The sequence below is a fragment of the Enterobacter sp. JBIWA008 genome, from assembly GCF_019968765.1.
GTDB lineage: Bacteria > Pseudomonadota > Gammaproteobacteria > Enterobacterales > Enterobacteriaceae > Enterobacter.
This window is the reverse complement of the sequence record NZ_CP074149.1, coordinates 4,294,429-4,316,390: the sequence shown is the minus strand read 5'-3', so window position 1 is coordinate 4,316,390 and position 21,962 is coordinate 4,294,429. Positions and strand designations below refer to the sequence as shown.

The following is a 21,962-nucleotide window of genomic DNA, read 5'->3' as shown; positions in this document are numbered from 1 at the left end:
TATAGGCAACCTGATAGCAATTTGGTTGAGTAAATTCCTGACTTTGCGGCGCATTATCCAGCGCGGACTATGCTTTTGCATACGGTTCACAAAATAGTGGGAAACTATGTCCAGATTCTTCTTTAACGATCGCAAACAGCTGGTCAACGATGCCATTGAAGGCATACTGCTTTCTGCACCACACGCAAATCTCGTCAAGCTTGATATCGATCCGGCCATCAGGATCGTCGCACGCGGCGACTGGGACAAAAGCCGCGTGGCGGTGATCTCCGGCGGCGGCTCAGGCCACGAGCCCGCACACGCCGGGTTTGTCGGCAAAGGGATGCTGACGGCGGCAGTGTGTGGCGATCTGTTCGCCTCGCCGAGCGTGGATGCGGTGCTGAATGCCATTGTGGCGGTCACGGGCGATCGCGGCTGTCTGCTGATCGTCAAAAACTACACCGGCGATCGCCTGAACTTTGGTCTGGCGGCAGAAAAGGCCAAACGCTACGGCCTGAAGGTGGAGATGGTGATCGTGGCGGACGATATCGCGCTGCCGGATAACAAACAGCCGCGCGGTATTGCCGGTACGGCACTGGTACATAAGATTGCGGGCTATGCGGCGGAGCACGGGAAATCGTTGAGTGAGGTGCGGGATATTGCGCAACAGGCCTGCGATAACCTCTGGAGCCTGGGCGTGGCGATGCAAACGTGCAACCTGCCGGGCAGCGACGAGGAAGAGGGGCGCATTAAGCAGGGTCATGTCGAGCTGGGCCTCGGCATTCACGGCGAGCCCGGTGCTTCCGTCGTGGATACGCAGAATAGCAAAGCCATTATCGACACGCTGGTGACGCCGTTACGCGCGCAGGCGGGAGAAGGGCGCTTTGCAGTATTGATTAACAATCTCGGCGGCGTATCGGCGCTGGAGATGGCGCTGCTGACCAAAGAGCTGGCGCATTCGGCGCTGAAAGAGGAGATCGCGTACCTGATAGGCCCCGCGCCGCTGGTGAGCGCGCTGGACATGAAGGGCTTTTCTCTGACGCTGCTGAAGCTCAATGATTTCTTCGAAAAAGCGATTCACGCCGAGGTCGAAACGCTGGGCTGGCAGAAGCCCGTGGCGTTTGCGCCGCTGCGCACCGTGGCGCATAGCGCCATTCACGATCGCGTGGAATACACCCCGTCGGACAATCTGCGGGTGGGCGAGTACGTCTCCTCGGTGACGAACACGCTACTCCAGCTGGAAAACCGACTGAACGCGCTGGATGCCAAAGTGGGCGATGGCGATACCGGCTCAACCTTTGCGCAAGGCGCGCGGGATATTGCGCAGCGTCTGGAAGAACACAAACTCCCGCTTGATAACGTATCGACGCTGCTGTTGCTGGTGGGCGAGCGGCTGGCCACGGTAATGGGCGGATCGAGCGGGGTGCTGATGTCGATCTTCTTTACCGCGGCCGGTCAAAAGCTTCACGATGGTCAGCCGCTACCCGAGGCATTGCTCAGCGGACTTGCGCAGATGAAGCAGTACGGTGGGGCAGATCTCGGCGATCGCACGCTGATCGACGCGCTGCAGCCGGCGTTGGAGGCGTTGCAGAAAAAAGATCTTCAGTCAGCGGCGCAGGCGGCACTGCAGGGGGCAGAGGCAACGGCGAAAATGGAGAGAGCCGGTGCGGGGCGCTCATCGTATGTGAATAAAGAGAATCTGGATGGAGTAATGGACCCGGGTGCGGTCGCGGTGGCTGAGGTGTTTAAAGCCATGGAAGAAGCAAAACGGTAACACCCGTTACCGTTTTTAGTGTTTGCGCCCTCTCCCGGTGGGAGAGGGTTGGGGAGAGGGCATCAGGCCGCACATTCCCCGGCAATGTCACATCAAAAATCCGCTTTCAATACCACGCGGTAGCGGGCTTTGCCGTCGCGCACGTGCTGGATCGCTTCGTTGATTTTCGACATTGGATAGAGTTCGGTGGTCGGCGCCACTTTGGTGCGTCCGGCAAACTTCATCAGCTTGCGCAACTCATACGGCGTACCGGTCGCGGAGCCTGAGATGCTGCGAGCGCCGCCGATCAGGGTAAACGCCGGAACCGGCAGCGGTTTCATCACGGCACCTACGGTGTGGAAGTTACCGCCGTAGGCCAGCGCCTCAAAGTACGGCTGCCAGTCGAGATCCACGTTGACGGTGTTGATGATCAGATCAAACTGCCCAGCCAGCGCTTTCAGCGCGTCAGGATCGCGGCTGTTCACCACCTTGTCCGCACCCATCGCCAGCACTTCTTTCTCTTTCGCCGGGTTCGAGCTGAACGCAGTGACTTCACAGCCCATTGCGTGCAGCAGCTTGATGGCGATATGCCCCAGGCCGCCAATACCAATGACGCCCACGCGGCTGGTGGCGGTGACATGGTGCATCAGCAGGGGTTTGAAGACGGTGATACCGCCGCACAGCAGCGGACCGGCTGATTCGATATCAATGCTCTCCGGCAGCGGGATCACCCATTGCCAGTCGGCGCGAAGTTTGTCGGCAAAACCGCCTTTGTTCAGAATGGTGGGAACGGCGCCTTCGAGGCAGTTGATCTGATTACCGCTGATACAGGCGTCGCAGTGGCCACAGCTGCGTGCCGTCCAGCCAATGCCCACGCGCTGGCCCACTTTCAGCCCTTTGTCCTGCGCGGCGCTACCGAGCGCTACGACGCGGCCAATAACTTCGTGCCCGGCAACCAGCGGATAGCTCGAGAAGCCCCATTCGTTGTCGATCATCGAGAGATCCGAGTGACAGATCCCACAGTAATCAACCTGTACTTCGACGTCTTCTGCTTTTAGTTCGCCCGCATCGTACTCGTACAGCTCAAGTTCTGCACCCGCCTGCGGTGCGGCGTAGCTTTTTATCTTCGACATCGTGTTTCCCCCGTTGTGGTGTGAACTGAGAGTGTAGAGCATTCAGTTTACAGCCGCTTAACAGAAGAGGGCAGGAACAAAACTTACAGACTTTTCAGCATTCTGACTTCGCAATCAACGTGGCCGGTACAGCCCAGCGGTGCATCAATATGCTCAAAGCCCAGATGTTCATACAGGCCGATGGCCTCTTTGAGGAAAGCGGTGGTTTCGAGGTAACAGCGTTTAAAACCCTGAGTGCGCGCGTGGTCCAGAGCAATTAGCGCCAGCTTTTTCGCCAGGCCTTGCCCGCGCGCTGTTGGCAGAAAATACATTTTCTGAAGTTCGCAGATATCCGGCTCGCTGCAGCTGAGGGGAGCCACGCCGCCACCGCCCACAACCTGGTCATTCTGTTCGATTACCCAGTAGGCATGCCCTGGCTGGCTGTAGAGCTGGTAAAGCTCGTCCAGATTCGGGTCAGCAACCGTGTAGCCTTTGTCAGCCGTCAGGCCATATTCGGCAGAAACGGTGCGGATAACGGCGGCGATAGCCGGGTTATCCTGCACAGCGATCCGACGCATCGTCGTCGCGACGGGGGTAATCACGCTCATAGCATTACTCATTACAAAAATTGACACATAGCTGCTGTTAATAGCACCGCAGAAAGGGGAGTGCAAGCGAGGAGTTTTCAGGAAGGTTACCCCTTACGCCCTGAAGCGCAAGGGGTAAAAGCATTACAGGGCTGCGATAACCGCCTGCTGCTCGATCAGTTTGGTCTTCGCATCGGCGAAAGCAACCAGACGCTCACGCTCTTTCGCGATGACCGCTTCCGGCGCGCGGGCCACAAAGCCTTCGTTCGCCAGCTTGCTTTCGATTTTGCCAATTTCCACGTCGACTTTCGCCACTTCTTTCGCCAGACGAGCCAGCTCGGCGTCTTTGTCGATCAGGCCCGCCATTGGTATCAGCAGCTCGGCACCGTCGATGATTTTGGTCACGGAAACCGGACCTTTGTCATCCGCAGGCAGCACGGTGATGCTTTCCAGACGCGCCATGGTTTTCAGGAAAGTGTTGTTCTCGGTGACGCGACGAACGGCCGCTTCGCTGCAGCCACGCAGCAGCAGCTCCAGCGGTTTGCCAGGAGCGATGTTCATTTCAGCACGGATGTTACGTACCGCAACGATCGCCTGTTTCAGCCACTCGGTATCCGCGGACGCCGCTTCATCAACCTTGGCCGCATCGAATTCCGGGAACGGCTGCAGCATGATGGTATCGGCGTTGATGCCTGCAATCACCTTCACGCGCTGCCAGATGGTTTCGGTAATGAATGGAATAACCGGATGCGCCAGGCGCAGCAGGCCTTCCAGAACGGTAATCAGCGTGTTGCGCGTGCCGCGCAGTTCCGCCTCAGTACCGCCGTTCATCACCGGCTTCGCCAGCTCCAGATACCAGTCGCAGAACTGGTTCCAGGTGAATTCATACAGAATGCCCGCCGCGATATCGAAGCGGTAGCTGTCCAGCGCCTCGCGGAACGCTTTAACCGTCTGGTTGAATTCCGCCAGGATCCAGCGGTCTGCCAGAGACAGCGTCATTTCGCCGCCGTTGAAGCCGCAATCCTGATCTTCGGTGTTCATCAGCACGAAGCGGCTGGCGTTCCACAGCTTGTTACAGAAGTTACGGTAACCTTCCAGACGCTTCATGTCCCAGTTGATGTCACGGCCTGTAGAAGCGAGTGCTGCCAGGGTGAAGCGCAGGGCGTCGGTACCGTGAGACTCAATCCCGTTCGGGAACTGCTTCTCGGTGCGCTTGCGGATTTTCTCAGCCAGCTGCGGCTGCATCATGTTGCCGGTACGTTTTTCCAGCAGATCTTCCAGAGAGATACCGTCAACCATATCCAGCGGGTCAATAACGTTCCCCTTGGACTTGGACATCTTCTGGCCTTCGTCGTCGCGGATCAGACCGGTCATGTAGACGGTATGGAACGGAACCTGCGGCTTGCCGTCTTCGTCTTTGATGAAGTGCATGGTCATCATGATCATGCGGGCAATCCAGAAGAAGATAATGTCGAAGCCGGACACCATCACGCTGGTTGGGTGGAACTGACGCAGCGCGTCGGTGTTTTCTGGCCAGCCGAGGGTGGAGAAGGTCCACAGCGCGGAGGAGAACCAGGTATCCAGCACGTCTTCGTCCTGACGCAGCGCAACGTCCGCACTCAGGTTGTTTTCCTGACGGACTTCGTCTTCCGTACGGCCAACGTAGACGTTGCCTTCGTTGTCGTACCAGGCCGGGATACGGTGACCCCACCACAGCTGACGGGAGATACACCAGTCCTGAATGTCGCGCATCCAGGAGAAGTACATGTTTTCGTACTGTTTCGGCACGAACTGAATGCTGCCGTTTTCAACCGCTTCAACAGCCGGTTTCGCCAGCACGTCGGCACGCACGTACCACTGGTCGGTCAGCATGGGCTCGATAACCACGCCGCCACGGTCGCCGTACGGCACGGTCAGATCGTGAGGTTTGATCTCTTCCAGCAGGCCAAGCGCATCAACGGCTGCCACGATGGCTTTACGCGCAGCAAAACGCTCCAGCTTCTGGAACTCAGCCGGGATGTCGCTGGAATAAACGTCGGATTCGTTGCCTTTGGTATCGTACACCTCTGCGCTTTCGCGGATATCGCCGTCGAAGGTCAGAATGTTGATCATTGGCAGGGCGTGGCGACGACCCACTTCATAGTCGTTGAAGTCGTGTGCCGGGGTGATTTTTACGCAGCCGGTGCCTTTTTCCATGTCGGCGTGCTCGTCGCCCACAATTGGAATACGGCGGTTTACAAGCGGCAGCACCACGAATTTGCCGATCAGGTCTTTATAACGCGGATCTTCCGGGTTAACGGCCACGCCGGTATCGCCCAGGAGGGTTTCCGGACGGGTGGTCGCGACCACCAGGTAATCTTTACCGTCGGCAGTTTTTGCACCGTCGGCCAGCGGATAGCGGATGTGCCACATGGAGCCTTTAGACTCGCGGTTTTCCACTTCCAGGTCGGAGATGGCGGTACGCAGTTTCGGGTCCCAGTTTACCAGGCGCTTGCCACGGTAAATCAGGTCTTCTTTGTACAGGCGAACGAAGACTTCTTTCACGGCGTTAGAGAGGCCTTCATCCATGGTGAAGCGCTCGCGCTCCCAGTCCACGGAGTTGCCGAGACGACGCATCTGACGGGTAATGGTGCCGCCAGATTCCGCTTTCCACTGCCAGATTTTGTCGATAAAAGCGTCGCGACCGTAGTCGTGGCGGGTTTTTCCTTCTTCAGCGGCAATTTTACGCTCAACCACCATCTGGGTCGCGATACCCGCGTGGTCAGTCCCCGCCTGCCACAGGGTGTTTTTGCCCTGCATGCGCTGGTAGCGGATCATGGTGTCCATGATGGTCTGCTGGAAAGCATGACCCATATGCAAACTGCCGGTGACGTTCGGCGGCGGGATCATGATGCAGAATGACTCTTTGCTTTCGTCGCCGTTAGGCTTGAAATAGCCCTGCTGTTCCCAGTGCTCGTAAAGCGGCTGTTCGATATCGCGTGGGTTATATGTCTTTTCCATTATTTCCAGGTTGCCGTATTCAGGTTAAAACCAGCCAGGCGGTACGCTTTATAGCGTTCGCGCGCCAGTTGTTTCAAAGATTCTTCGTTAGGGACAAAGTCTACCACTTCTGTGAAAGCGGTGGCAAAATCTGCAAAATCTATCCGCAGGCTAATCAGAATATCGCGCGCGCTGCTGTTGCGCTTTTGCGGCCAGGCTATTTCAACTGGTGCACCGCCGCGTGGGCCTTCGCCCGACAGATTATGCGGCACAAAACTCTCCGGCGGGCGAGCCCACAGCGCTTCATCCAGGCGAATCGCCTGCTGTTCATCTTCACAGGCAATCAGTACGCGTTTACCTGCGCGCCAACGTTCTGCGGCAATTTCACACACCAGCTGTTCGACGGCGCTAAGGCCATCCTGATGGGTGTCGTTGTCCAGAAGGTAGAACGTTGCATTCTTCATATATGGGGGTTCTTGTTTTGGATTCAAAGCAAAGCCGGGTAAGGCGAAGCCGCCACCCGGCGTTGTACATTACTCGTCGCCGTTAAATCCGGCGCGATTGAGCAGGAACTGCGACAGCAGGGCCACCGGACGACCGGTTGCGCCTTTGGCCTTACCGGAGCGCCATGCGGTGCCTGCGATATCCAGGTGCGCCCAGTTGTACTTGCGGGTGAAACGTGCCAGGAAGCAGCCCGCGGTGATTGCACCGCCAGGACGCCCGCCAATGTTCGCCATATCCGCGAAGTTAGACTCCAGCTGCTCCTGATACTCGTCACCCAGCGGCAGACGCCATGCGCGGTCCCCGGCCTGCTCTGAGGCACCAATCAGCTCGTGCGCCAGCGGATTGTGGTTCGACATCAGGCCGGTAATGTGGTGGCCCAGCGCAATCACACAGGCGCCGGTGAGCGTGGCGACGTCAATCACTGCTTCAGGCTCGAAGCGCTCAACGTAGGTCAGCACGTCACACAGTACCAGACGACCTTCGGCGTCGGTGTTCAGCACTTCAACGGTCTGGCCGGACATGGTGGTCAGAACGTCACCCGGACGATAGGCGCGTCCGCCAGGCATGTTTTCACAGCCCGCCAGAACGCCGATCACGTTGATGGGCAACTGAAGTTCCGCGACCATGCGCATCACGCCGTAAACCGCCGCCGCACCGCACATGTCGTACTTCATCTCATCCATGCCCTCGGCAGGCTTGATGGAGATACCGCCGGAGTCGAAGGTCAGGCCTTTACCGACCAGTACGATGGGACGCGCGTCTTCGGACGGATTGCCTTTGTACTCGATGACGGACATCAGGGATTCGTTCTGCGAGCCGTTACCGACCGCCAGGTAAGAGTGCATCCCCAGCTCTTTCATCTGCTGTTCGCCGATGACGCGGGTAATGACGTTTTTGCTGTAGGCGTCGGCCAACTGACGCGCCTGAGAGGCCAGGTATGCCGCGTTACAGATGTTAGGCGGCATGTTGCCGAGATCTTTGGCCGCTTTAATGCCGGCTGCGATCGCCAGACCGTGCTGGATCGCGCGTTCGCCGCTGGTCAGCTCGCGACGTGTTGGCACGTTAAAGACCATTTTACGCAGCGGACGACGCGGCTCGCTTTTATTAGTCTTCAACTGATCGAAGCTGTACAGGCTCTCTTTTGCCGTTTCAACCGCCTGACGCACTTTCCAGTAGGTGTTACGTCCTTTGACGTGCAGCTCGGTCAGGAAGCAGACGGCTTCCATTGAGCCGGTATCATTCAGCGTATTGATTGTTTTCTGAATCACCTGCTTATACTGACGTTCATCCAGCTCGCGTTCTTTGCCGCAGCCAATCAGCAGAATACGCTCTGATAGTACGTTCGGAACATGGTGCAGTAACAGCGTCTGCCCAGGTTTGCCTTCCAGTTCGCCACGGCGCAGCAGGGCGCTAATATAGCCGTCACTGATTTTATCGAGTTGCTCGGCGATCGGGGAGAGTCGGCGTGGTTCAAAGACGCCCACAACGATGCAGGCACTCCGCTGTTTCTCCGGGCTACCGCTTTTTACACTGAACTCCATGCACTACGCTCCTGAATCTTAAAGACAACGGCGGCAGCTACGGATAGAATTGAAACCTTTCGTAACTCATGTCCGCTGTTGTGGTGACTTCGTGTTAATCTTACGTTACTACGGTTTCGACACGTCAGAAAAAGTCCTGAAGCGTGAATCCGCCGGATGTTTTAATCTTAGCGATGATTTCGACGACTCAAGAGAATAAATGACGTTTAAGCCATGAAACAAGCGAAATTCCTGCAAAGAGACGGGTTTTTACGGGCGTATTTAAAGTGATAATCATAAGATATCTGGTGCGGGAGACGCTCAAAAGCCAACTGGCGATCCTCTTCATCCTGCTGCTGATTTTTTTCTGTCAGAAGCTGGTTAAGATCCTCGGTGCGGCCGTTGACGGCGAAATTCCAACAAATCTGGTGCTTTCCCTGCTTGGTTTAGGGATCCCGGAAATGGCGCAGCTCATCCTGCCGCTAAGTCTTTTCCTTGGTCTGCTTATGACGCTTGGGAAACTCTACACCGAGAGTGAAATCACGGTGATGCATGCCTGTGGCCTGAGCAAAGCGGTACTGGTGAAAGCGGCCATGATACTGGCGCTGTTCACGGGTATTGTTGCGGCGGTGAATGTGATGTGGGCGGGCCCCATGTCTTCCCGTCATCAGGACGAAGTGCTGGCCGAAGCGAAAGCAAACCCTGGCATGGCGGCCTTAGCCCAGGGACAGTTCCAGCAGGCGACCGACGGCAACTCCGTGCTGTTTATTGAGAGCGTTGACGGCAGTAAATTCAACGACGTATTCCTGGCGCAATTACGTCCCAAAGGTAACGCGCGTCCGTCAGTGGTGGTTGCAGACTCCGGTCAGCTTGCTCAGCGCAAAGATGGTTCTCAGATCGTGACGCTGAACAAAGGCACCCGTTTCGAAGGCACCGCGATGCTGCGCGACTTCCGTATTACGGATTTCCAGAATTATCAGGCTATTATCGGCCATCAGACTGTGGCGCTTGATCCAACGGATACCGAGCAAATGGACATGCGAACCCTCTGGAATACCGATACCGACAGAGCGCGTGCTGAGTTCCACTGGCGTATTACGCTTGTATTCACCGTGTTTATGATGGCGCTGATTGTCGTTCCGCTGAGCGTGGTTAACCCGCGGCAGGGACGCGTGCTCTCTATGCTGCCGGCGATGCTGCTTTACCTGATCTATTTCCTGCTGCAAACCTCGATTCGTTCTAACGGCGCGAAGGGTAAGCTGGACCCTATGGTCTGGACATGGTTCGTCAACAGCCTGTACATCTTACTGGCGCTGGGATTAAACCTGTGGGATACGGTGCCTGTGCGCCGCATACGTGCCCGACTCTCGCGTAAAGGAGCCATCTAATGCAGGCGTTTGGCGTTCTTGATCGCTATATCGGTAAAACGATTTTTACCACCATCATGATGACGTTGTTCATGCTGGTGTCGCTCTCCGGCATTATCAAATTTGTCGATCAGCTGAAAAAAGCCGGGCAGGGAAGCTATGACGCGCTGGGCGCGGGGATGTATACCTTGCTCAGCGTACCGAAAGATGTGCAGATTTTCTTCCCAATGGCGGCCCTGCTGGGGGCGCTGCTGGGGCTGGGAATGCTGGCGCAGCGCAGTGAGCTGGTCGTTATGCAGGCCTCGGGTTTTACCCGCATGCAGGTCGCGCTGTCGGTGATGAAAACCGCGATCCCACTGGTGCTGTTAACCATGGCGATTGGCGAGTGGGTCGCGCCGCAGGGCGAACAGATGGCGCGTAACTACCGTGCTCAGGCAATGTACGGTGGCTCACTGCTTTCGACTCAACAAGGTTTATGGGCGAAAGACGGTAAAAACTTCGTCTACATCGAACGGGTGAAGGGGAATGATGAACTGGGTGGGGTGAGCATCTATGCTTTCGATGACCAGCGTCGTCTGGAGTCTGTCCGCCACGCCTCTTCGGCGAAATTTGACGCCGAACATAAACAGTGGCGTTTGTCCCAGGTCGATGAGTCTGACCTGACGGATCCGAAACAGATCACCGGTTCTCAGACGGTGACCGGTACGTGGAAGACCAAGCTCACGCCCGATAAGCTCGGGGTCGTGGCGCTGGATCCTGATGCGCTCTCCATCAGTGGTTTACACAACTATGTGAAATACCTGAAGTCGAGCGGGCAGGATGCCGGGCGTTATCAGCTCAACATGTGGAGCAAAATCTTCCAGCCGATGTCCGTGGCGGTGATGATGCTGATGGCGCTGTCGTTTATCTTCGGCCCGTTGCGCAGCGTGCCGATGGGGGTACGCGTCGTGACCGGTATCAGTTTCGGCTTTGTGTTCTACGTGCTCGATCAGATCTTCGGTCCGCTGACGCTGGTTTATGGCATTCCGCCGATTATCGGTGCGCTTCTGTCAAGCGCCAGCTTCCTCCTGATCAGCCTCTGGCTGCTGTTGAAGCGCTCCTGATTCACCTCTCCTCGCTTCCGGTTATCCGGGAGCGAGGCTAATCTCCTGTTTCACCCCGCACTTTTTCTCACAACCTTCAACGCCTCGCCCTGAATTTGAGTATTATTGAGCGATAACGTCGTGAAGGGATCCCCTATGAAGCAAATTCGAATGCTTGCTCAGTATTACGTCGACCTGATGATGAAGCTTGGGCTGGTGCGTTTCTCCATGCTGCTTGCGCTGGCGCTGGTCGTTCTGGCCATTGTTGTGCAAATGGCCGTCACCATGGTTCTGCATGGTCAGGTCGAGAGTATCGACGTCATCCGCTCCATCTTCTTTGGCTTGCTCATTACTCCCTGGGCGGTCTATTTCCTTTCCGTGGTGGTTGAACAGCTGGAAGAGTCCCGTCAGCGTTTGTCAAAACTAGTCGATAAACTGGAAGAGATGCGCGAGCGCGACCTGAAGCTTAACGTCCAGCTCAAAGACAACATTGCGCAGTTGAACCAGGAGATTTCAGATCGTGAAAAGGCGGAAGCCGAGCGTCAGGCCACGCTGGAGCAGCTGAAAATCGAAATGAAAGAGCGCGAGGTCACGCAGATCCAGCTTGAGCAGCAATCCTCTTTCCTGCGGTCGTTCCTCGATGCTTCGCCGGATCTGGTGTTTTACCGTAATGAAGATAAAGAGTTTTCCGGCTGTAACCGGGCAATGGAGTTGCTCACCGGGAAAAGCGAGAAGCAACTAATTAACCTGAAGCCGCAGGACGTTTACTCTGAAGAGGCTGCGGCCAAGGTCATGGAGACGGACGAAAAAGTATTCCGCCATAACGTCTCGCTGACCTATGAACAGTGGCTGGATTATCCGGACGGACGCAAAGCCTGCTTTGAGATCCGTAAGGTTCCCTACTATGACCGCGTGGGGAAACGCCACGGCCTGATGGGCTTTGGCCGCGATATCACCGAGCGTAAGCGCTATCAGGACGCCCTGGAGCGCGCCAGCCGCGACAAGACTACCTTTATCTCCACCATCAGCCACGAGCTGCGTACGCCGCTTAATGGCATTGTCGGGCTGAGCCGTATTCTGCTGGATACCGACCTGACCGCAGAGCAGGAAAAATACCTCAAGACTATCCATGTCTCAGCGGTCACGCTGGGTAATATCTTCAACGATATTATTGATATGGATAAGATGGAGCGCCGTAAAGTTCAGCTTGATAATCAGCCTGTTGATTTCACCAGCTTCCTTGCCGATCTCGAAAACCTGTCCGGCTTGCAGGCGCAGCAGAAGGGACTGCGTTTTGTCATGGAGCCAGCCCTGCCGCTGCCGCATAAAGTGGTGACTGACGGCACGCGTCTGCGCCAGATCCTGTGGAACCTTATCAGCAACGCGGTGAAATTTACCCAGAAGGGGCAGGTAGCGGTGCGCATCCGGTATGACGACGGCGATATGCTGCACTTCGAGGTGGAGGACTCCGGGATGGGTATTCCGCTGGAGGAGCAGGACAAAATTTTCGCGATGTACTACCAGGTTAAGGACAGCAACGGCGGGAAACCGGCAACCGGAACGGGCATTGGCCTGGCGGTCTCTAAACGGCTGGCGAAAAGCATGGGGGGCGATATCACCGTTGCCAGTCAGCCGGGTAAAGGGTCAACCTTCACGCTGACGGTCCATGCGCCGGCGGTGGCGGAGGAGGTTGAGGATACCTTTGAAAACGACGACATGCCGCTGCCTGCGCTGCACGTTCTGCTAGTGGAAGACATTGAACTGAACGTGATTGTGGCGCGCTCCGTGCTTGAAAAACTGGGCAACAGCGTGGATGTCGCGATGACCGGTAAGGCCGCGCTGGAGATGTTTAAACCGGGCGAATACGATCTTGTCCTGCTGGATATTCAGTTACCGGATATGACCGGGCTGGATATCTCGCGTGAGCTGACGCGTCAGTACGCGGCCGACGAACTGCCGCCGCTGGTGGCGCTGACGGCGAACGTGCTGAAAGATAAAAAAGAGTATCTCGATGCCGGTATGGACGATGTACTCAGCAAGCCGCTGGCGGTGCCTGCTCTGACCGCCATGATTAAGAAGTTCTGGGATACCCGTGATGAAGAGGAGAGCACCATGACGTCTGTTGATAGCGCAAAAGCCCAAACGATACTCGATACCGCGATGCTGGAGCAGTACATCGATCTGGTAGGCCCGAAACTGATTACTGATGGTCTGGCGGTGTTCGAAAAAATGATGCCGGGTTATCTGAGCGTGCTGGAATCAAACCTGACGGCTCGTGACCAGAAGGGCATCGTGGAAGAAGGACATAAAATTAAAGGTGCAGCCGGCTCGGTTGGCCTACGCCACCTGCAGCAGTTGGGGCAGCAGATTCAGTCGCCTGATTTACCTGCATGGGAAGATAACGTGAGTGATTGGGTTGAAGAGATGAAACAAGAGTGGCAAAACGATGTGGCGGTGCTTAAAGCCTGGGTTGACGCCAGAAAAAAATGACCCCGGATTAACCGGGGTGCGCGAATACTGCGCCAACACCAGGGAAATCGTGGCTGCGCCTGTTTTTAAACGTTATTTTCGAAAGGGCGCTGCCTGAAAAATTTAGGCCGCACGCAGATAAGATAGCAAATCTTAAATGGTTTGTTACATGAATCAGTGAAATGTGTGAAGCATAGCGTTTTAATCAAAATTATTAATGTGCTTCAGCAAGTTGCAGAAAAGGATTGTCATGATGAAAAAGATTGGTGTCGTGCTGAGCGGATGCGGTGTTTACGATGGTTCTGAGATACACGAAGCCGTAATCACGCTGCTGGCCCTGGCTAAGCAGGGCGCAGAGGTTATTTGTTTTGCGCCAGACAAAAATCAGGCGGATGTGATTAATCACCTGACCGGTGAGCCGATGGCGGAAACCCGAAATGTACTGATTGAAGCCGCGCGTATTGCGCGAGGTGATATCCATCCTCTTATTCAGGCAGACCCTACAGAGCTTGATGCGCTCATTGTGCCGGGTGGGTTTGGCGCGGCCAAAAATCTCAGTACCTTTGCTGCGCAGGGGGCGGAGTGTCAGATAGATCCTCATCTTAAAGCGCTGTCGCAGGCCATGCATGCGTCAGGAAAACCGCAGGGCTTTATCTGCATCGCGCCGGCAATGCTGCCCAGGATTTTTGATTTCCCGCTGCGCCTGACTATCGGGACGGATATTGATACCGCAGAGATCGTCGAGGAAATGGGGGGCGAACACGTTCCGTGCCCGGTTGATGACATTGTGGTTGATGAAGAGAACAAAATTGTTACTACGCCAGCATATATGCTGGCGCAGAATATTGCAGAAGCGGCTATGGGGATCGAAAAACTGGTCGCCCGCGTGCTGGTGCTGGCTGAATGAGTCGTAAATCCGGTGCTGGCGTGTGGGTAAAACGTACCCTGTTACGCATCGTTCTGGTGCTGGCGGTGTTTTGGGGCGGTGGACTCGCCCTGTTCAGCATTATGCCGGTCCCGTTCTCCGCCGTGATGGTTGAGCGTCAGTTCGGCGCGTGGCTCAGCGGCGATTTCGGCTATGTTGCCCATTCCGACTGGGTAAGCATGGATGAGATCTCTCCGTTCATGGGGCTGGCGGTCATCGCGGCGGAGGATCAGAAATTCCCGGAGCACTGGGGGTTCGATGTGGCCGCGATTGAGAAGGCGCTGGCGCATAACGAACGTCATGAAAACCGCGTGCGTGGTGCGTCGACCTTGTCGCAGCAGACGGCCAAAAATCTGTTTCTGTGGGATGGTCGAAGCTGGGTGCGAAAAGGGCTGGAAGCGGGGTTAACTCTGGGGATGGAAACGGTCTGGAGCAAAAAACGTATTCTGACCGTCTATCTCAATGTGGCTGAGTTTGGCGACGGTATTTTTGGCGTGGAAGCTGCCGCACAGCGGTATTTCAATAAGCCGGCCAGCCGTCTGAGCATGTCAGAAGCAGCGCTATTGGCCGCTGTTTTACCGAATCCTATCCGCTTTAAAGCCAGTGCTCCATCAGGTTACGTGCGAAGCCGTCAGGCGTGGATTTTGCGCCAGATGAATCAGCTCGGCGGAGAGGGGTTTATGCAGCGTAATAATCTTATGTAGGGCGGGTAAGCGCAGCGCCACCCGCCGAATGGGTGAACGTTAGTCTTCGTCAAAGCCAGCGTTAAACAGGGCAATCACCGCCGCCAGCGCTTCCTCTTCCTGAGGACCGGTGGCTTCTACTTCAATCTGGCGCCCTTTGGCGGAATCCAGCATCAGCAGAGCGATCACGCTGTTGGCCTCCGCTTCGGTACCTTCGTCATTCCGCAGCAGAACTTCCGCATCGAAACCCTGCATCAGCTCAAACAGTTTCATCGCCGGGCGTGCATGCATACCCAGCTTATTGGTGATCTCAACGGTCTGTTTTACGGTCATGTTTTACGTTTTTCCAGCGTGCGATGACGGGACTGAACGTTCTTCCCGCGCGAGCGGAAATAGTCGGCCAGCTGTTCGGCGATATAAACCGAACGATGTTTACCGCCGGTACAGCCAATCGCCACCGTCAGGTAGCTACGATTGTTTGTCTCCAGCATAGGTAACCATAGCTCAAGGTAGCTTCGCGTCTGGTAGATAAAATTGTGAACTTCTGTGTGCCTGTCGAGGAAGGCCGCGACGGGTTTATCCAGACCGGTCATTGGACGCAGTTTCGGATCCCAGTGCGGGTTCGGCAGGAAGCGCACGTCGAAAACATAATCCGCATCAATCGGGATACCGTGCTTGAAGCCAAAGGATTCGAACACAATCGTCAGTTCGCGCTCGCGTTTACCCAACAGCCGGGTACGTAGCATTTCCGCCAGCTCGTGAACGGACATCTCAGAGGTATCGACAATCAGGTCGGCACGAGAACGCAGCGGCTCCAGCAGATCGCTCTCTTCATCGATAGCACTCTCCAGAGAGAGGTTCTTACTGGAAAGCGGGTGCAAACGACGGGTATCGCTGTAGCGGCGGATCAGGGTATTACGGTCTGCATCGAGGAACAGCAGCTGAGGCGAGAACGCGTCAGGCAGGTTGCTCATGGCCTGTTCGAAGATCTCTGGCGATTCCGGCATGTTACGGACGTCGATACTGACGGCGGCAGAGGTTTGTCTCTCTGCAAGCGTGCGGGCCAGGTCAGGCAATAACACGACCGGCAGGTTATCGACGCAATAAAAACCCATGTCTTCCAGCGCGCGCAGAGCAACGGATTTCCCCGACCCTGAACGGCCACTGACAATCATCAGCACCATGTTCCGTTTCTCCTCAGGACAACAGATGTGAAGGCCATCTCCTGGTTATGCATCATCCTGATTGCCTTCTGCTTCAGTGATAATTTGATAGAGCTCTTCATCACTTTGGGCCGAGCGCAGTCGACGGCAAATAGTTTTATCGGCCAGACGTTTTGCGACCAGCGACAGCGTATGCAGATGGGTTTTCGTCTGATCGGCAGGTACCAGCAGCGCGAAGAGGAGATCGACGGGCTGGTTATCAATGGCATCAAAAGCGATGGGTGTTTCAAGCTGCACAAACACACCCACGGCACGCAGGGTATCCTCTTCCAGTTTGCCGTGCGGGATCGCGATGCCGTTGCCGATACCGGTACTGCCCATTTTTTCACGGGTCAGAATCGCTTCGAACACCACCTGCGGCGGCAGACCCAGCTGTTTTGCAGCCAGTTCACTGATGATCTCCAGCGCACGTTTTTTGCTCTGGCAGTGAACCGCACTGCGGGTACATTCCTGGTTAAGGACATTGCTCAGTTGAAGAGCGGAATCGTTGTTCATCATAATTTCACCTAAGCGCTAACTGTACAAATGGCCTGTTGTGTTTCACAACAGGCCTTCCTGCACCCGTTAACTGCCCGGACAATTAGTGTTGTTTCAGTTTATCTTTATGTTTATTGAGCTGTCGTGCAAGCTTATCAATTAAGCCGTCGATAGCCGCGTACATGTCTTGCCCTTCCGCACTGGCATGCAGTTCACCCCCGTTAACATGCAGGGTGGCATCCGAGATATGAGTCACTTTCTCCACTTTCAACACAATATAGACCTGATTGATCCTTTCGAAATACTGCTCGAGTTTTGCAAACTTCGCGTTCACGAAGTCGCGTAAAGCCTCAGTAATTTCGACGTTTTGTCCAGTGATGTTGAGCTGCATAGTGTCTTCCTTATCGGTTGTGTCAGACCAGCTGTTTACGCTGGTTGGACGGCGGAATGGATAAAGACTCTCGATACTTCGCAACAGTACGTCGTGCCACCATAATACCCTGATCGGACAGCATGGTGGTTAACTTACTGTCGCTTAGTGGCTTCGCGGGGTTCTCCGCGGCGATCAACTTCTTCACCAGGGCACGAATGGCCGTTGACGACGCTTCACCGCCGCCCTCGGTATTCACATGGCTGGAGAAAAAATACTTAAGCTCAAAAATACCGCGTGGACTGTGCAGATACTTCTGCGTGGTGACACGGGAAATGGTTGATTCATGCATTTCGACGGCCTGGGCGATATCCGCCAGCACCATCGGTTTCATATACTCTTCGCCCTGCTCAAAGAAAGCCTGCTGCTGTTCGACAATACAGCGGCTGACGCGTAGCAGCGTATCATTTCGGCTCTCCAGACTTTTGATCAGCCATCGCGCTTCCTGAAGATTGCTACGAATATATTGATTGTCGGAGTCGTTACGCGCGCTGGTGCACATGGAGGCATACTGCTGATTGATTTGCAGGCGAGGGATGCTGTCTGAGTTCAGTTCAACGACCCAGCGGTCATTATGTTTTCTGACCAGTACGTCCGGAATGACGTATTCGGGCTCGCTGGTCTGGATCGACTGTCCCGGGCGCGGATCGAGCGACTGGATCAGATTCACCGCTTCTTTCAGCACCTCTTCTTTCAGGCGCGTGACGCGCATCAGGGAGCGGAAATCGTGGTTGGCCAACAGATCCAGATGATCGCTGATGATTAAGCGCGCCTCGTCGAGCCATGGCGTCTCTTTGCTGAATTGAGAAAGCTGGATCAGCAGGCAGTCACGCAGATCTTTTGCGGCCACGCCTATCGGATCGAAACGCTGGATGCGCTTCAGTACGGCTTCAACTTCCTCAAGCTCAATCTCGTCGTCGCCCATGCTTTCCAGAATATCGTCCAGCGTGACGGTCAAATAGCCGGTGTCGTCAACGGCATCGACAATTGACGTGGCAATCGCGCGGTCGGTATCGGAGAAGGGAGTCAGCTCCACCTGCCACATCAGGTAATCCTGCAGCGACTGGGTGGTTTCGCCCTGATAGACCGGTAGCTCATCATCCTGGTAGTCTGCACGCGTACCGGAAGGGGTTCCGGCGGTGTAAATTTCATCCCAGCTTGCATCCAGCGGTAGCTCGTCGGGCATCTCTTTTTGTTCGAGTGCATCCGCGGTGTCGAGCGCTTCTGTATCCTGAGATTGCTGGGTATCTACCTCGTCATGAAGATCGGTTTGTTCCAGCAGGGGGTTGCTGTCCAGCGCCTGCTGGAGCTCCTGCTGAAGTTCTAACGTGGACAGTTGCAACAGGCGAATTGCCTGCTGTAGCTGCGGCGTCATCGCCAGTTGTTGGCTGAGCCTTAATTGCAAACCTTGCTTCATGTTCAGAGCATTTTTCTCCGGTTCGGCGTTACGTTACCTCTACCCTATCAGAGTCGGAAGTCTTCCCCAAGATAGACGCGCTTAACATGATCGTCTTCGAGGATCTGCTGCGGCGTACCGTGGGCGATCAGATTGCCCTGGCTCACAATATACGCGCGTTCACATACGGCCAGCGTTTCACGGACGTTATGGTCGGTGATCAGTACGCCAAGACCGCTGTCACGCAGGTGCTCAATGATACGTTTAATGTCGATAACCGAGATCGGGTCAACGCCAGCAAACGGTTCATCCAGAAGGATAAATTTCGGGTTTGCGGCCAGCGCACGCGCAATCTCAACGCGACGGCGTTCACCCCCGGAGAGTGCCTGACCAAGGCTGTCGCGCAGATGCTCAATGTGGAACTCTTCCATCAGCTCGTTGGCACGATCCTGACGCTGTTCGCTGGTCAGATCGTTACGAATTTGCAGGACCGCCATCAGGTTGTCGTAAACGCTGAGACGACGGAAAATGGAGGCTTCCTGCGGCAGATAGCCGATCCCGCGACGCGCGCGCGCGTGCAGAGGCAGAAGGCTAATATCTTCATCATCAATGATAATGTTGCCGGCATCGCGCGGCACAATGCCAACGACCATGTAGAAGGTGGTGGTTTTACCCGCACCGTTAGGGCCAAGCAGCCCTACAATTTCGCCGGAGTTGACGGTCAGACTGACATCTTCTACGACACGGCGGCCCTTATAGGCCTTAGCGAGATTCTTTGCAGTTAATGTTGCCATAACGAATTAGTTACTCTTCTTCTGTGCCGGGGCCTGGCCTTTGCCTTTGTCCTGCAGCTGCGACGGAACCAGTACGGTCGTGACGCGTTTGCCTTTCTCGCTGGAGGCCTGCATTTTTTGCTCTTTCACCAGATAGGTAATCTGGTCGCCGGTAATGTTGCTATCCAACTGTTCCAGATACGCGTTTCCGGTCAGGATGACCAGGTCCTTCGCCAGCTCATAATGCATGTGCGTGGCGCGGCCTTTCACCGGCTTGCCGTTGTCCTGCATTTGATAGAAGGTCGCCGGATTACCATAGCCATCGATAATCTCTTTGCCCTGCTCGCCACCCGGACGGGTCACGACCACTTTGTCGGCGTTAATTTTGATGGTGCCCTGGGTCATGACGACGTTACCCGTGAAGGTGACGACGTTGCCCTGCATATCGAGAGACTGGGTATCGGACTCGATATGGATCGGTTGGTCGGTATCGCCCGTTACAGCAAGCGCGGGGAGACTGGTCGCCAGCATCGCGCTGGCGATAATTACTTTAAGGCTGAGTTTGTTTGTTTTGAATTTCATAGGAGGTTCTAACCTTTTCAATCAGCTCGGCGTTCTTGCTGCGTAAGTTCCCGCGCATTCTCAAACCGCTGGAATTAAATGTTGTGCCATACAGTGTGACCAGATCCTGCGAGGTCACGTCCTGGGTTACCAGGTTAATCTGGGCATTATCCGTCGTAATTTTTCGCAGTTGCGAGTCAGCGGTCAGGGCGTTGACTTCAACATGGCCATACAGATAAAGCATACGGTCATTTGTCAGTTTTGCCCGATCTGACTTAATTGACCACGTCGGCACTTTATCCTTATCAAATGTGGTCATGACAGGCTGGGTAAACCACGAAATACCATCATCTGAAAAATATTCAACATGCTGAGCAATCAGGCGATAGTTCAGCGCACCTTCCGGGCTGTAGACCACAGTCTCGCTGTGATCGCTTTTATAGGTTGGATCGTTATTGTTGACCACTTCCGTTTGCGTATCGTCGCGATCGGCAAGGTTCACGCCAATCAAGACCAGTGCGACAAGCGACAGCAAAATGATAATCCAGCGTCTGGTTTTACTCATATCGATTGCCCTTTGGCCTCATCTAGCATGCCCTGCGCCAGCAGAAGCAGATCGCAGACTTCACGTACGGCACCACGGCCCCCGTTGATATGGGTAACGTAGTCAGCGCGCGGGATCAGCAGCGGATGCGCATCGGCAACGGCAATGCTTAGCCCGACTTGAGCCATCACGTGCCAGTCAATCAGATCGTCCCCGACGTAGGCCACGTTTTCAGGTGCGATAGCCAGTTTACCCAGTAAATCATTAAACGCCGCCATCTTATCGGATTGACCCTGATACAGATGGGTAATTCCTAAGGTTTCACAGCGGTCTTCTACCAGTTTAGCTTTTCGTCCGGTGATGATAGCCACCTCGATACCTGAAGTGAGCGCACAGCGGATACCATAGCCGTCGCGAACGTTAAACGCTTTCAGCTCTTCACCATTATTGCCCATGTAAATCAGGCCATCGGAGAGTACTCCATCCACATCCAGGATGAGCAGACGAATGTTTTCCGCCTTTGCCATCATCTGGGTACTGACCGGACCATAACAGGTTGCAAGGGATGCACCCGCATTACTCATTGTCTTATCCTTCATTACACTACGCCTGCGCGCAGCAGATCATGCATATGTACCACACCCAGCAACTGGTCGCCATCGGCAACCATAACGGAGGTGATATGGCGGGACTGCATCAGGTTCAATACATCCACGGCCAGCGTACCCGGACGCACGCGGATGCCGCCCGGCGTCATCACATCGGCAATGCCGAGCGTGCGGACATCAACACCCATATCGAACACGCGGCGCAGGTCGCCATCGGTGAAGATCCCCTGAATTTTCATCAGATCGTCGCACACGACCGTCATACCCAGATTTTTGCGGGTGATTTCCAACAGCGCATCACGCAGGGAGGCTTCTTTACTGACGTGAGGGATCTCATCCCCGGTGTGCATAATATCGTTTACCCGAAGCAGCAGCTTGCGCCCCAGCGCGCCCCCCGGATGAGAAAGCGCGAAATCTTCCGGCGTAAAACCGCGGGCTTCGAGTAGCGCGACGGCAAGCGCATCACCCATAACCAGCGCGGCGGTGGTGCTGGACGTCGGCGCCAGGCCGAGCGGGCAGGCCTCCTTGGGCACTTTCACGCACAGGTGAATATCGGCTGCCCGCGCCATGCTACTTTCCGGACGGCTGGTCATGCAAATAAGCGGCACCTGCAGTCGCTTCAGTACCGGGATCAGAGCCAGAATTTCATTAGACTCACCGGAGTTGGACAGCGCGATGACGATATCCTGCGGCGTGACCATCCCCAGGTCACCGTGCGCGGCTTCCCCCGGATGTACAAAGAAGGACGGGGTTCCGGTGCTGGCATACGTTGCCGCCATTTTGCGTCCAATGTGGCCGGACTTACCCATCCCCATCACTACGACTTTGCCGGCACAGTAGAACATCTTTTCACATGCCAGACTAAAATCCTGATTAATGTACCGATCTAACTGCGCCAGACCTTCACGTTCAATCTCCAGAACCTTTTTGCCTGCTTTCTGAAAGTCAAAACCCGGCTGCAATTCTATTTGCGACATAATGCGTTTCCGT

At 55.3% G+C, this 21,962-nt stretch carries 21 protein-coding genes; 6 read left to right on the top strand and 15 right to left on the bottom strand.

Annotation, left to right across the window (positions count from 1 at the left end; genetic code table 11):
• The first annotated feature begins 106 nt into the window (after positions 1-106).
• The gene (locus KGP24_RS20940) at positions 107-1,753 is read left to right on the top strand and encodes a dihydroxyacetone kinase subunit DhaK (RefSeq protein WP_223561690.1); all 1,647 of its coding nucleotides are present in this window, start codon (positions 107-109) and stop codon (positions 1,751-1,753) included.
• Positions 1,754-1,845: 92 nt separating this feature from the next.
• On the opposite strand, the gene KGP24_RS20935 is transcribed toward KGP24_RS20940, so the two are convergent.
• The 5 genes from KGP24_RS20935 to pepA form a co-directional block, all read right to left on the bottom strand.
• Positions 1,846-2,865 (bottom strand): NAD(P)-dependent alcohol dehydrogenase, encoded by a 1,020-nt coding sequence (locus tag KGP24_RS20935; protein WP_223561689.1) that lies wholly within the window; start codon positions 2,863-2,865, stop codon positions 1,846-1,848.
• An 83-nt stretch (positions 2,866-2,948) separates the two neighbouring features.
• Positions 2,949-3,452 (bottom strand): GNAT family N-acetyltransferase, encoded by a 504-nt coding sequence (locus tag KGP24_RS20930; protein WP_223561688.1) that lies wholly within the window; start codon positions 3,450-3,452, stop codon positions 2,949-2,951.
• Positions 3,453-3,575: 123 nt separating this feature from the next.
• Positions 3,576-6,431, bottom strand: a complete 2,856-nt coding sequence (locus KGP24_RS20925; RefSeq protein WP_223561687.1) for a valine--tRNA ligase — start codon at positions 6,429-6,431, stop codon at positions 3,576-3,578.
• Positions 6,431-6,874, bottom strand: coding sequence for a DNA polymerase III subunit chi (gene holC / locus KGP24_RS20920; RefSeq protein ID WP_223561686.1), 444 nt, complete (start codon positions 6,872-6,874; stop codon positions 6,431-6,433). The genes KGP24_RS20925 and holC overlap by 1 nt, the downstream gene beginning before the upstream one ends.
• Before the next feature lie 69 nt (positions 6,875-6,943).
• Positions 6,944-8,455, bottom strand: coding sequence for a leucyl aminopeptidase (gene pepA, locus KGP24_RS20915; protein WP_223561685.1), 1,512 nt, complete (start codon positions 8,453-8,455; stop codon positions 6,944-6,946).
• Between the two features lie 266 nt (positions 8,456-8,721).
• Here pepA and lptF point away from each other — a divergent pair, with 266 nt between their 5' ends.
• The 5 genes from lptF to mtgA all read left to right on the top strand — a co-directional run bounded on the left by lptF (position 8,722) and on the right by mtgA (position 14,981).
• The gene (gene lptF, locus KGP24_RS20910) at positions 8,722-9,822 is read left to right on the top strand and encodes an LPS export ABC transporter permease LptF (protein WP_223561684.1); all 1,101 of its coding nucleotides are present in this window, start codon (positions 8,722-8,724) and stop codon (positions 9,820-9,822) included.
• The gene (gene lptG / locus KGP24_RS20905) at positions 9,822-10,904 is read left to right on the top strand and encodes an LPS export ABC transporter permease LptG (RefSeq protein WP_223561683.1); all 1,083 of its coding nucleotides are present in this window, start codon (positions 9,822-9,824) and stop codon (positions 10,902-10,904) included. Before lptF ends, lptG begins: the two co-directional genes overlap by 1 nt.
• Positions 10,905-11,039: 135 nt before the next feature.
• Positions 11,040-13,373, top strand: a complete 2,334-nt coding sequence (gene arcB / locus KGP24_RS20900) for an aerobic respiration two-component sensor histidine kinase ArcB (RefSeq protein WP_223561682.1) — start codon at positions 11,040-11,042, stop codon at positions 13,371-13,373.
• A gap of 232 nt (positions 13,374-13,605) precedes the next feature.
• Positions 13,606-14,259, top strand: coding sequence for an isoprenoid biosynthesis glyoxalase ElbB (gene elbB, locus KGP24_RS20895; RefSeq protein ID WP_223563540.1), 654 nt, complete (start codon positions 13,606-13,608; stop codon positions 14,257-14,259).
• Positions 14,256-14,981, top strand: a complete 726-nt coding sequence (mtgA, locus tag KGP24_RS20890) for a monofunctional biosynthetic peptidoglycan transglycosylase (RefSeq protein ID WP_223561681.1) — start codon at positions 14,256-14,258, stop codon at positions 14,979-14,981. Before elbB ends, mtgA begins: the two co-directional genes overlap by 4 nt.
• A gap of 39 nt (positions 14,982-15,020) precedes the next feature.
• Here the strand turns inward: mtgA and npr are convergent, their stop codons facing one another.
• The 10 genes from npr to kdsD form a co-directional block, all read right to left on the bottom strand.
• Entirely contained in the window at positions 15,021-15,293 is a 273-nt protein-coding gene (gene npr, locus KGP24_RS20885; protein WP_003861872.1) for a PTS phosphocarrier protein NPr, read from the bottom strand.
• The gene (rapZ, locus tag KGP24_RS20880; protein WP_223561680.1) at positions 15,290-16,144 is read right to left on the bottom strand and encodes an RNase adapter RapZ; all 855 of its coding nucleotides are present in this window, start codon (positions 16,142-16,144) and stop codon (positions 15,290-15,292) included. The genes npr and rapZ overlap by 4 nt, the downstream gene beginning before the upstream one ends.
• A gap of 45 nt (positions 16,145-16,189) precedes the next feature.
• Positions 16,190-16,681, bottom strand: a complete 492-nt coding sequence (gene ptsN, locus KGP24_RS20875; RefSeq protein ID WP_008501443.1) for a PTS IIA-like nitrogen regulatory protein PtsN — start codon at positions 16,679-16,681, stop codon at positions 16,190-16,192.
• A gap of 82 nt (positions 16,682-16,763) precedes the next feature.
• Positions 16,764-17,051, bottom strand: a complete 288-nt coding sequence (gene hpf / locus KGP24_RS20870; protein ID WP_008501444.1) for a ribosome hibernation promoting factor — start codon at positions 17,049-17,051, stop codon at positions 16,764-16,766.
• Positions 17,052-17,073: 22 nt separating this feature from the next.
• Positions 17,074-18,507, bottom strand: a complete 1,434-nt coding sequence (rpoN, locus tag KGP24_RS20865; RefSeq protein ID WP_223561679.1) for an RNA polymerase factor sigma-54 — start codon at positions 18,505-18,507, stop codon at positions 17,074-17,076.
• Between the two features lie 47 nt (positions 18,508-18,554).
• Positions 18,555-19,280 carry an LPS export ABC transporter ATP-binding protein gene (lptB, locus tag KGP24_RS20860; protein ID WP_023309359.1) on the bottom strand — a complete coding sequence of 242 codons (726 nt, stop codon included), beginning with the start codon at positions 19,278-19,280 and terminating at the stop codon, positions 18,555-18,557.
• A gap of 6 nt (positions 19,281-19,286) precedes the next feature.
• On the bottom strand, positions 19,287-19,841 hold the full coding sequence (lptA, locus tag KGP24_RS20855) for a lipopolysaccharide ABC transporter substrate-binding protein LptA (protein WP_020883526.1): 555 nt from the start codon (positions 19,839-19,841) through the stop codon (positions 19,287-19,289).
• A complete protein-coding gene (lptC, locus tag KGP24_RS20850) occupies positions 19,810-20,385 on the bottom strand; it encodes an LPS export ABC transporter periplasmic protein LptC (protein WP_223561678.1) in 576 nt (191 codons plus the stop codon). Before lptC ends, lptA begins: the two co-directional genes overlap by 32 nt.
• Positions 20,382-20,948 carry a 3-deoxy-manno-octulosonate-8-phosphatase KdsC gene (gene kdsC, locus KGP24_RS20845; protein WP_223563539.1) on the bottom strand — a complete coding sequence of 189 codons (567 nt, stop codon included), beginning with the start codon at positions 20,946-20,948 and terminating at the stop codon, positions 20,382-20,384. Before kdsC ends, lptC begins: the two co-directional genes overlap by 4 nt.
• A 14-nt stretch (positions 20,949-20,962) precedes the next feature.
• A complete protein-coding gene (gene kdsD, locus KGP24_RS20840) occupies positions 20,963-21,949 on the bottom strand; it encodes an arabinose-5-phosphate isomerase KdsD (RefSeq protein WP_223561677.1) in 987 nt (328 codons plus the stop codon).
• Positions 21,950-21,962: the final 13 nt, after the last annotated feature.

What these genes read in the sequence shown, in the direction of transcription:
- KGP24_RS20940 (WP_223561690.1), top strand. Translation starts at nt 107, where the DNA reads ATGTCCAGATTCTTCTTTAACGATCGCAAACAGCTGGTCAACGATGCC.
- KGP24_RS20935 (WP_223561689.1), bottom strand. Translation starts at nt 2,865, where the DNA reads ATGTCGAAGATAAAAAGCTACGCCGCACCGCAGGCGGGTGCAGAACTT.
- KGP24_RS20930 (WP_223561688.1), bottom strand. Translation starts at nt 3,452, where the DNA reads ATGAGCGTGATTACCCCCGTCGCGACGACGATGCGTCGGATCGCTGTG.
- KGP24_RS20925 (WP_223561687.1), bottom strand. Translation starts at nt 6,431, where the DNA reads ATGGAAAAGACATATAACCCACGCGATATCGAACAGCCGCTTTACGAG.
- holC (WP_223561686.1), bottom strand. Translation starts at nt 6,874, where the DNA reads ATGAAGAATGCAACGTTCTACCTTCTGGACAACGACACCCATCAGGAT.
- pepA (WP_223561685.1), bottom strand. Translation starts at nt 8,455, where the DNA reads ATGGAGTTCAGTGTAAAAAGCGGTAGCCCGGAGAAACAGCGGAGTGCC.
- lptG (WP_223561683.1), top strand. Translation starts at nt 9,822, where the DNA reads ATGCAGGCGTTTGGCGTTCTTGATCGCTATATCGGTAAAACGATTTTT.
- arcB (WP_223561682.1), top strand. Translation starts at nt 11,040, where the DNA reads ATGAAGCAAATTCGAATGCTTGCTCAGTATTACGTCGACCTGATGATG.
- elbB (WP_223563540.1), top strand. Translation starts at nt 13,606, where the DNA reads ATGAAAAAGATTGGTGTCGTGCTGAGCGGATGCGGTGTTTACGATGGT.
- mtgA (WP_223561681.1), top strand. Translation starts at nt 14,256, where the DNA reads ATGAGTCGTAAATCCGGTGCTGGCGTGTGGGTAAAACGTACCCTGTTA.
- npr (WP_003861872.1), bottom strand. Translation starts at nt 15,293, where the DNA reads ATGACCGTAAAACAGACCGTTGAGATCACCAATAAGCTGGGTATGCAT.
- rapZ (WP_223561680.1), bottom strand. Translation starts at nt 16,144, where the DNA reads ATGGTGCTGATGATTGTCAGTGGCCGTTCAGGGTCGGGGAAATCCGTT.
- ptsN (WP_008501443.1), bottom strand. Translation starts at nt 16,681, where the DNA reads ATGATGAACAACGATTCCGCTCTTCAACTGAGCAATGTCCTTAACCAG.
- hpf (WP_008501444.1), bottom strand. Translation starts at nt 17,051, where the DNA reads ATGCAGCTCAACATCACTGGACAAAACGTCGAAATTACTGAGGCTTTA.
- rpoN (WP_223561679.1), bottom strand. Translation starts at nt 18,507, where the DNA reads ATGAAGCAAGGTTTGCAATTAAGGCTCAGCCAACAACTGGCGATGACG.
- lptB (WP_023309359.1), bottom strand. Translation starts at nt 19,280, where the DNA reads ATGGCAACATTAACTGCAAAGAATCTCGCTAAGGCCTATAAGGGCCGC.
- lptA (WP_020883526.1), bottom strand. Translation starts at nt 19,841, where the DNA reads ATGAAATTCAAAACAAACAAACTCAGCCTTAAAGTAATTATCGCCAGC.
- lptC (WP_223561678.1), bottom strand. Translation starts at nt 20,385, where the DNA reads ATGAGTAAAACCAGACGCTGGATTATCATTTTGCTGTCGCTTGTCGCA.
- kdsC (WP_223563539.1), bottom strand. Translation starts at nt 20,948, where the DNA reads ATGAGTAATGCGGGTGCATCCCTTGCAACCTGTTATGGTCCGGTCAGT.
- kdsD (WP_223561677.1), bottom strand. Translation starts at nt 21,949, where the DNA reads ATGTCGCAAATAGAATTGCAGCCGGGTTTTGACTTTCAGAAAGCAGGC.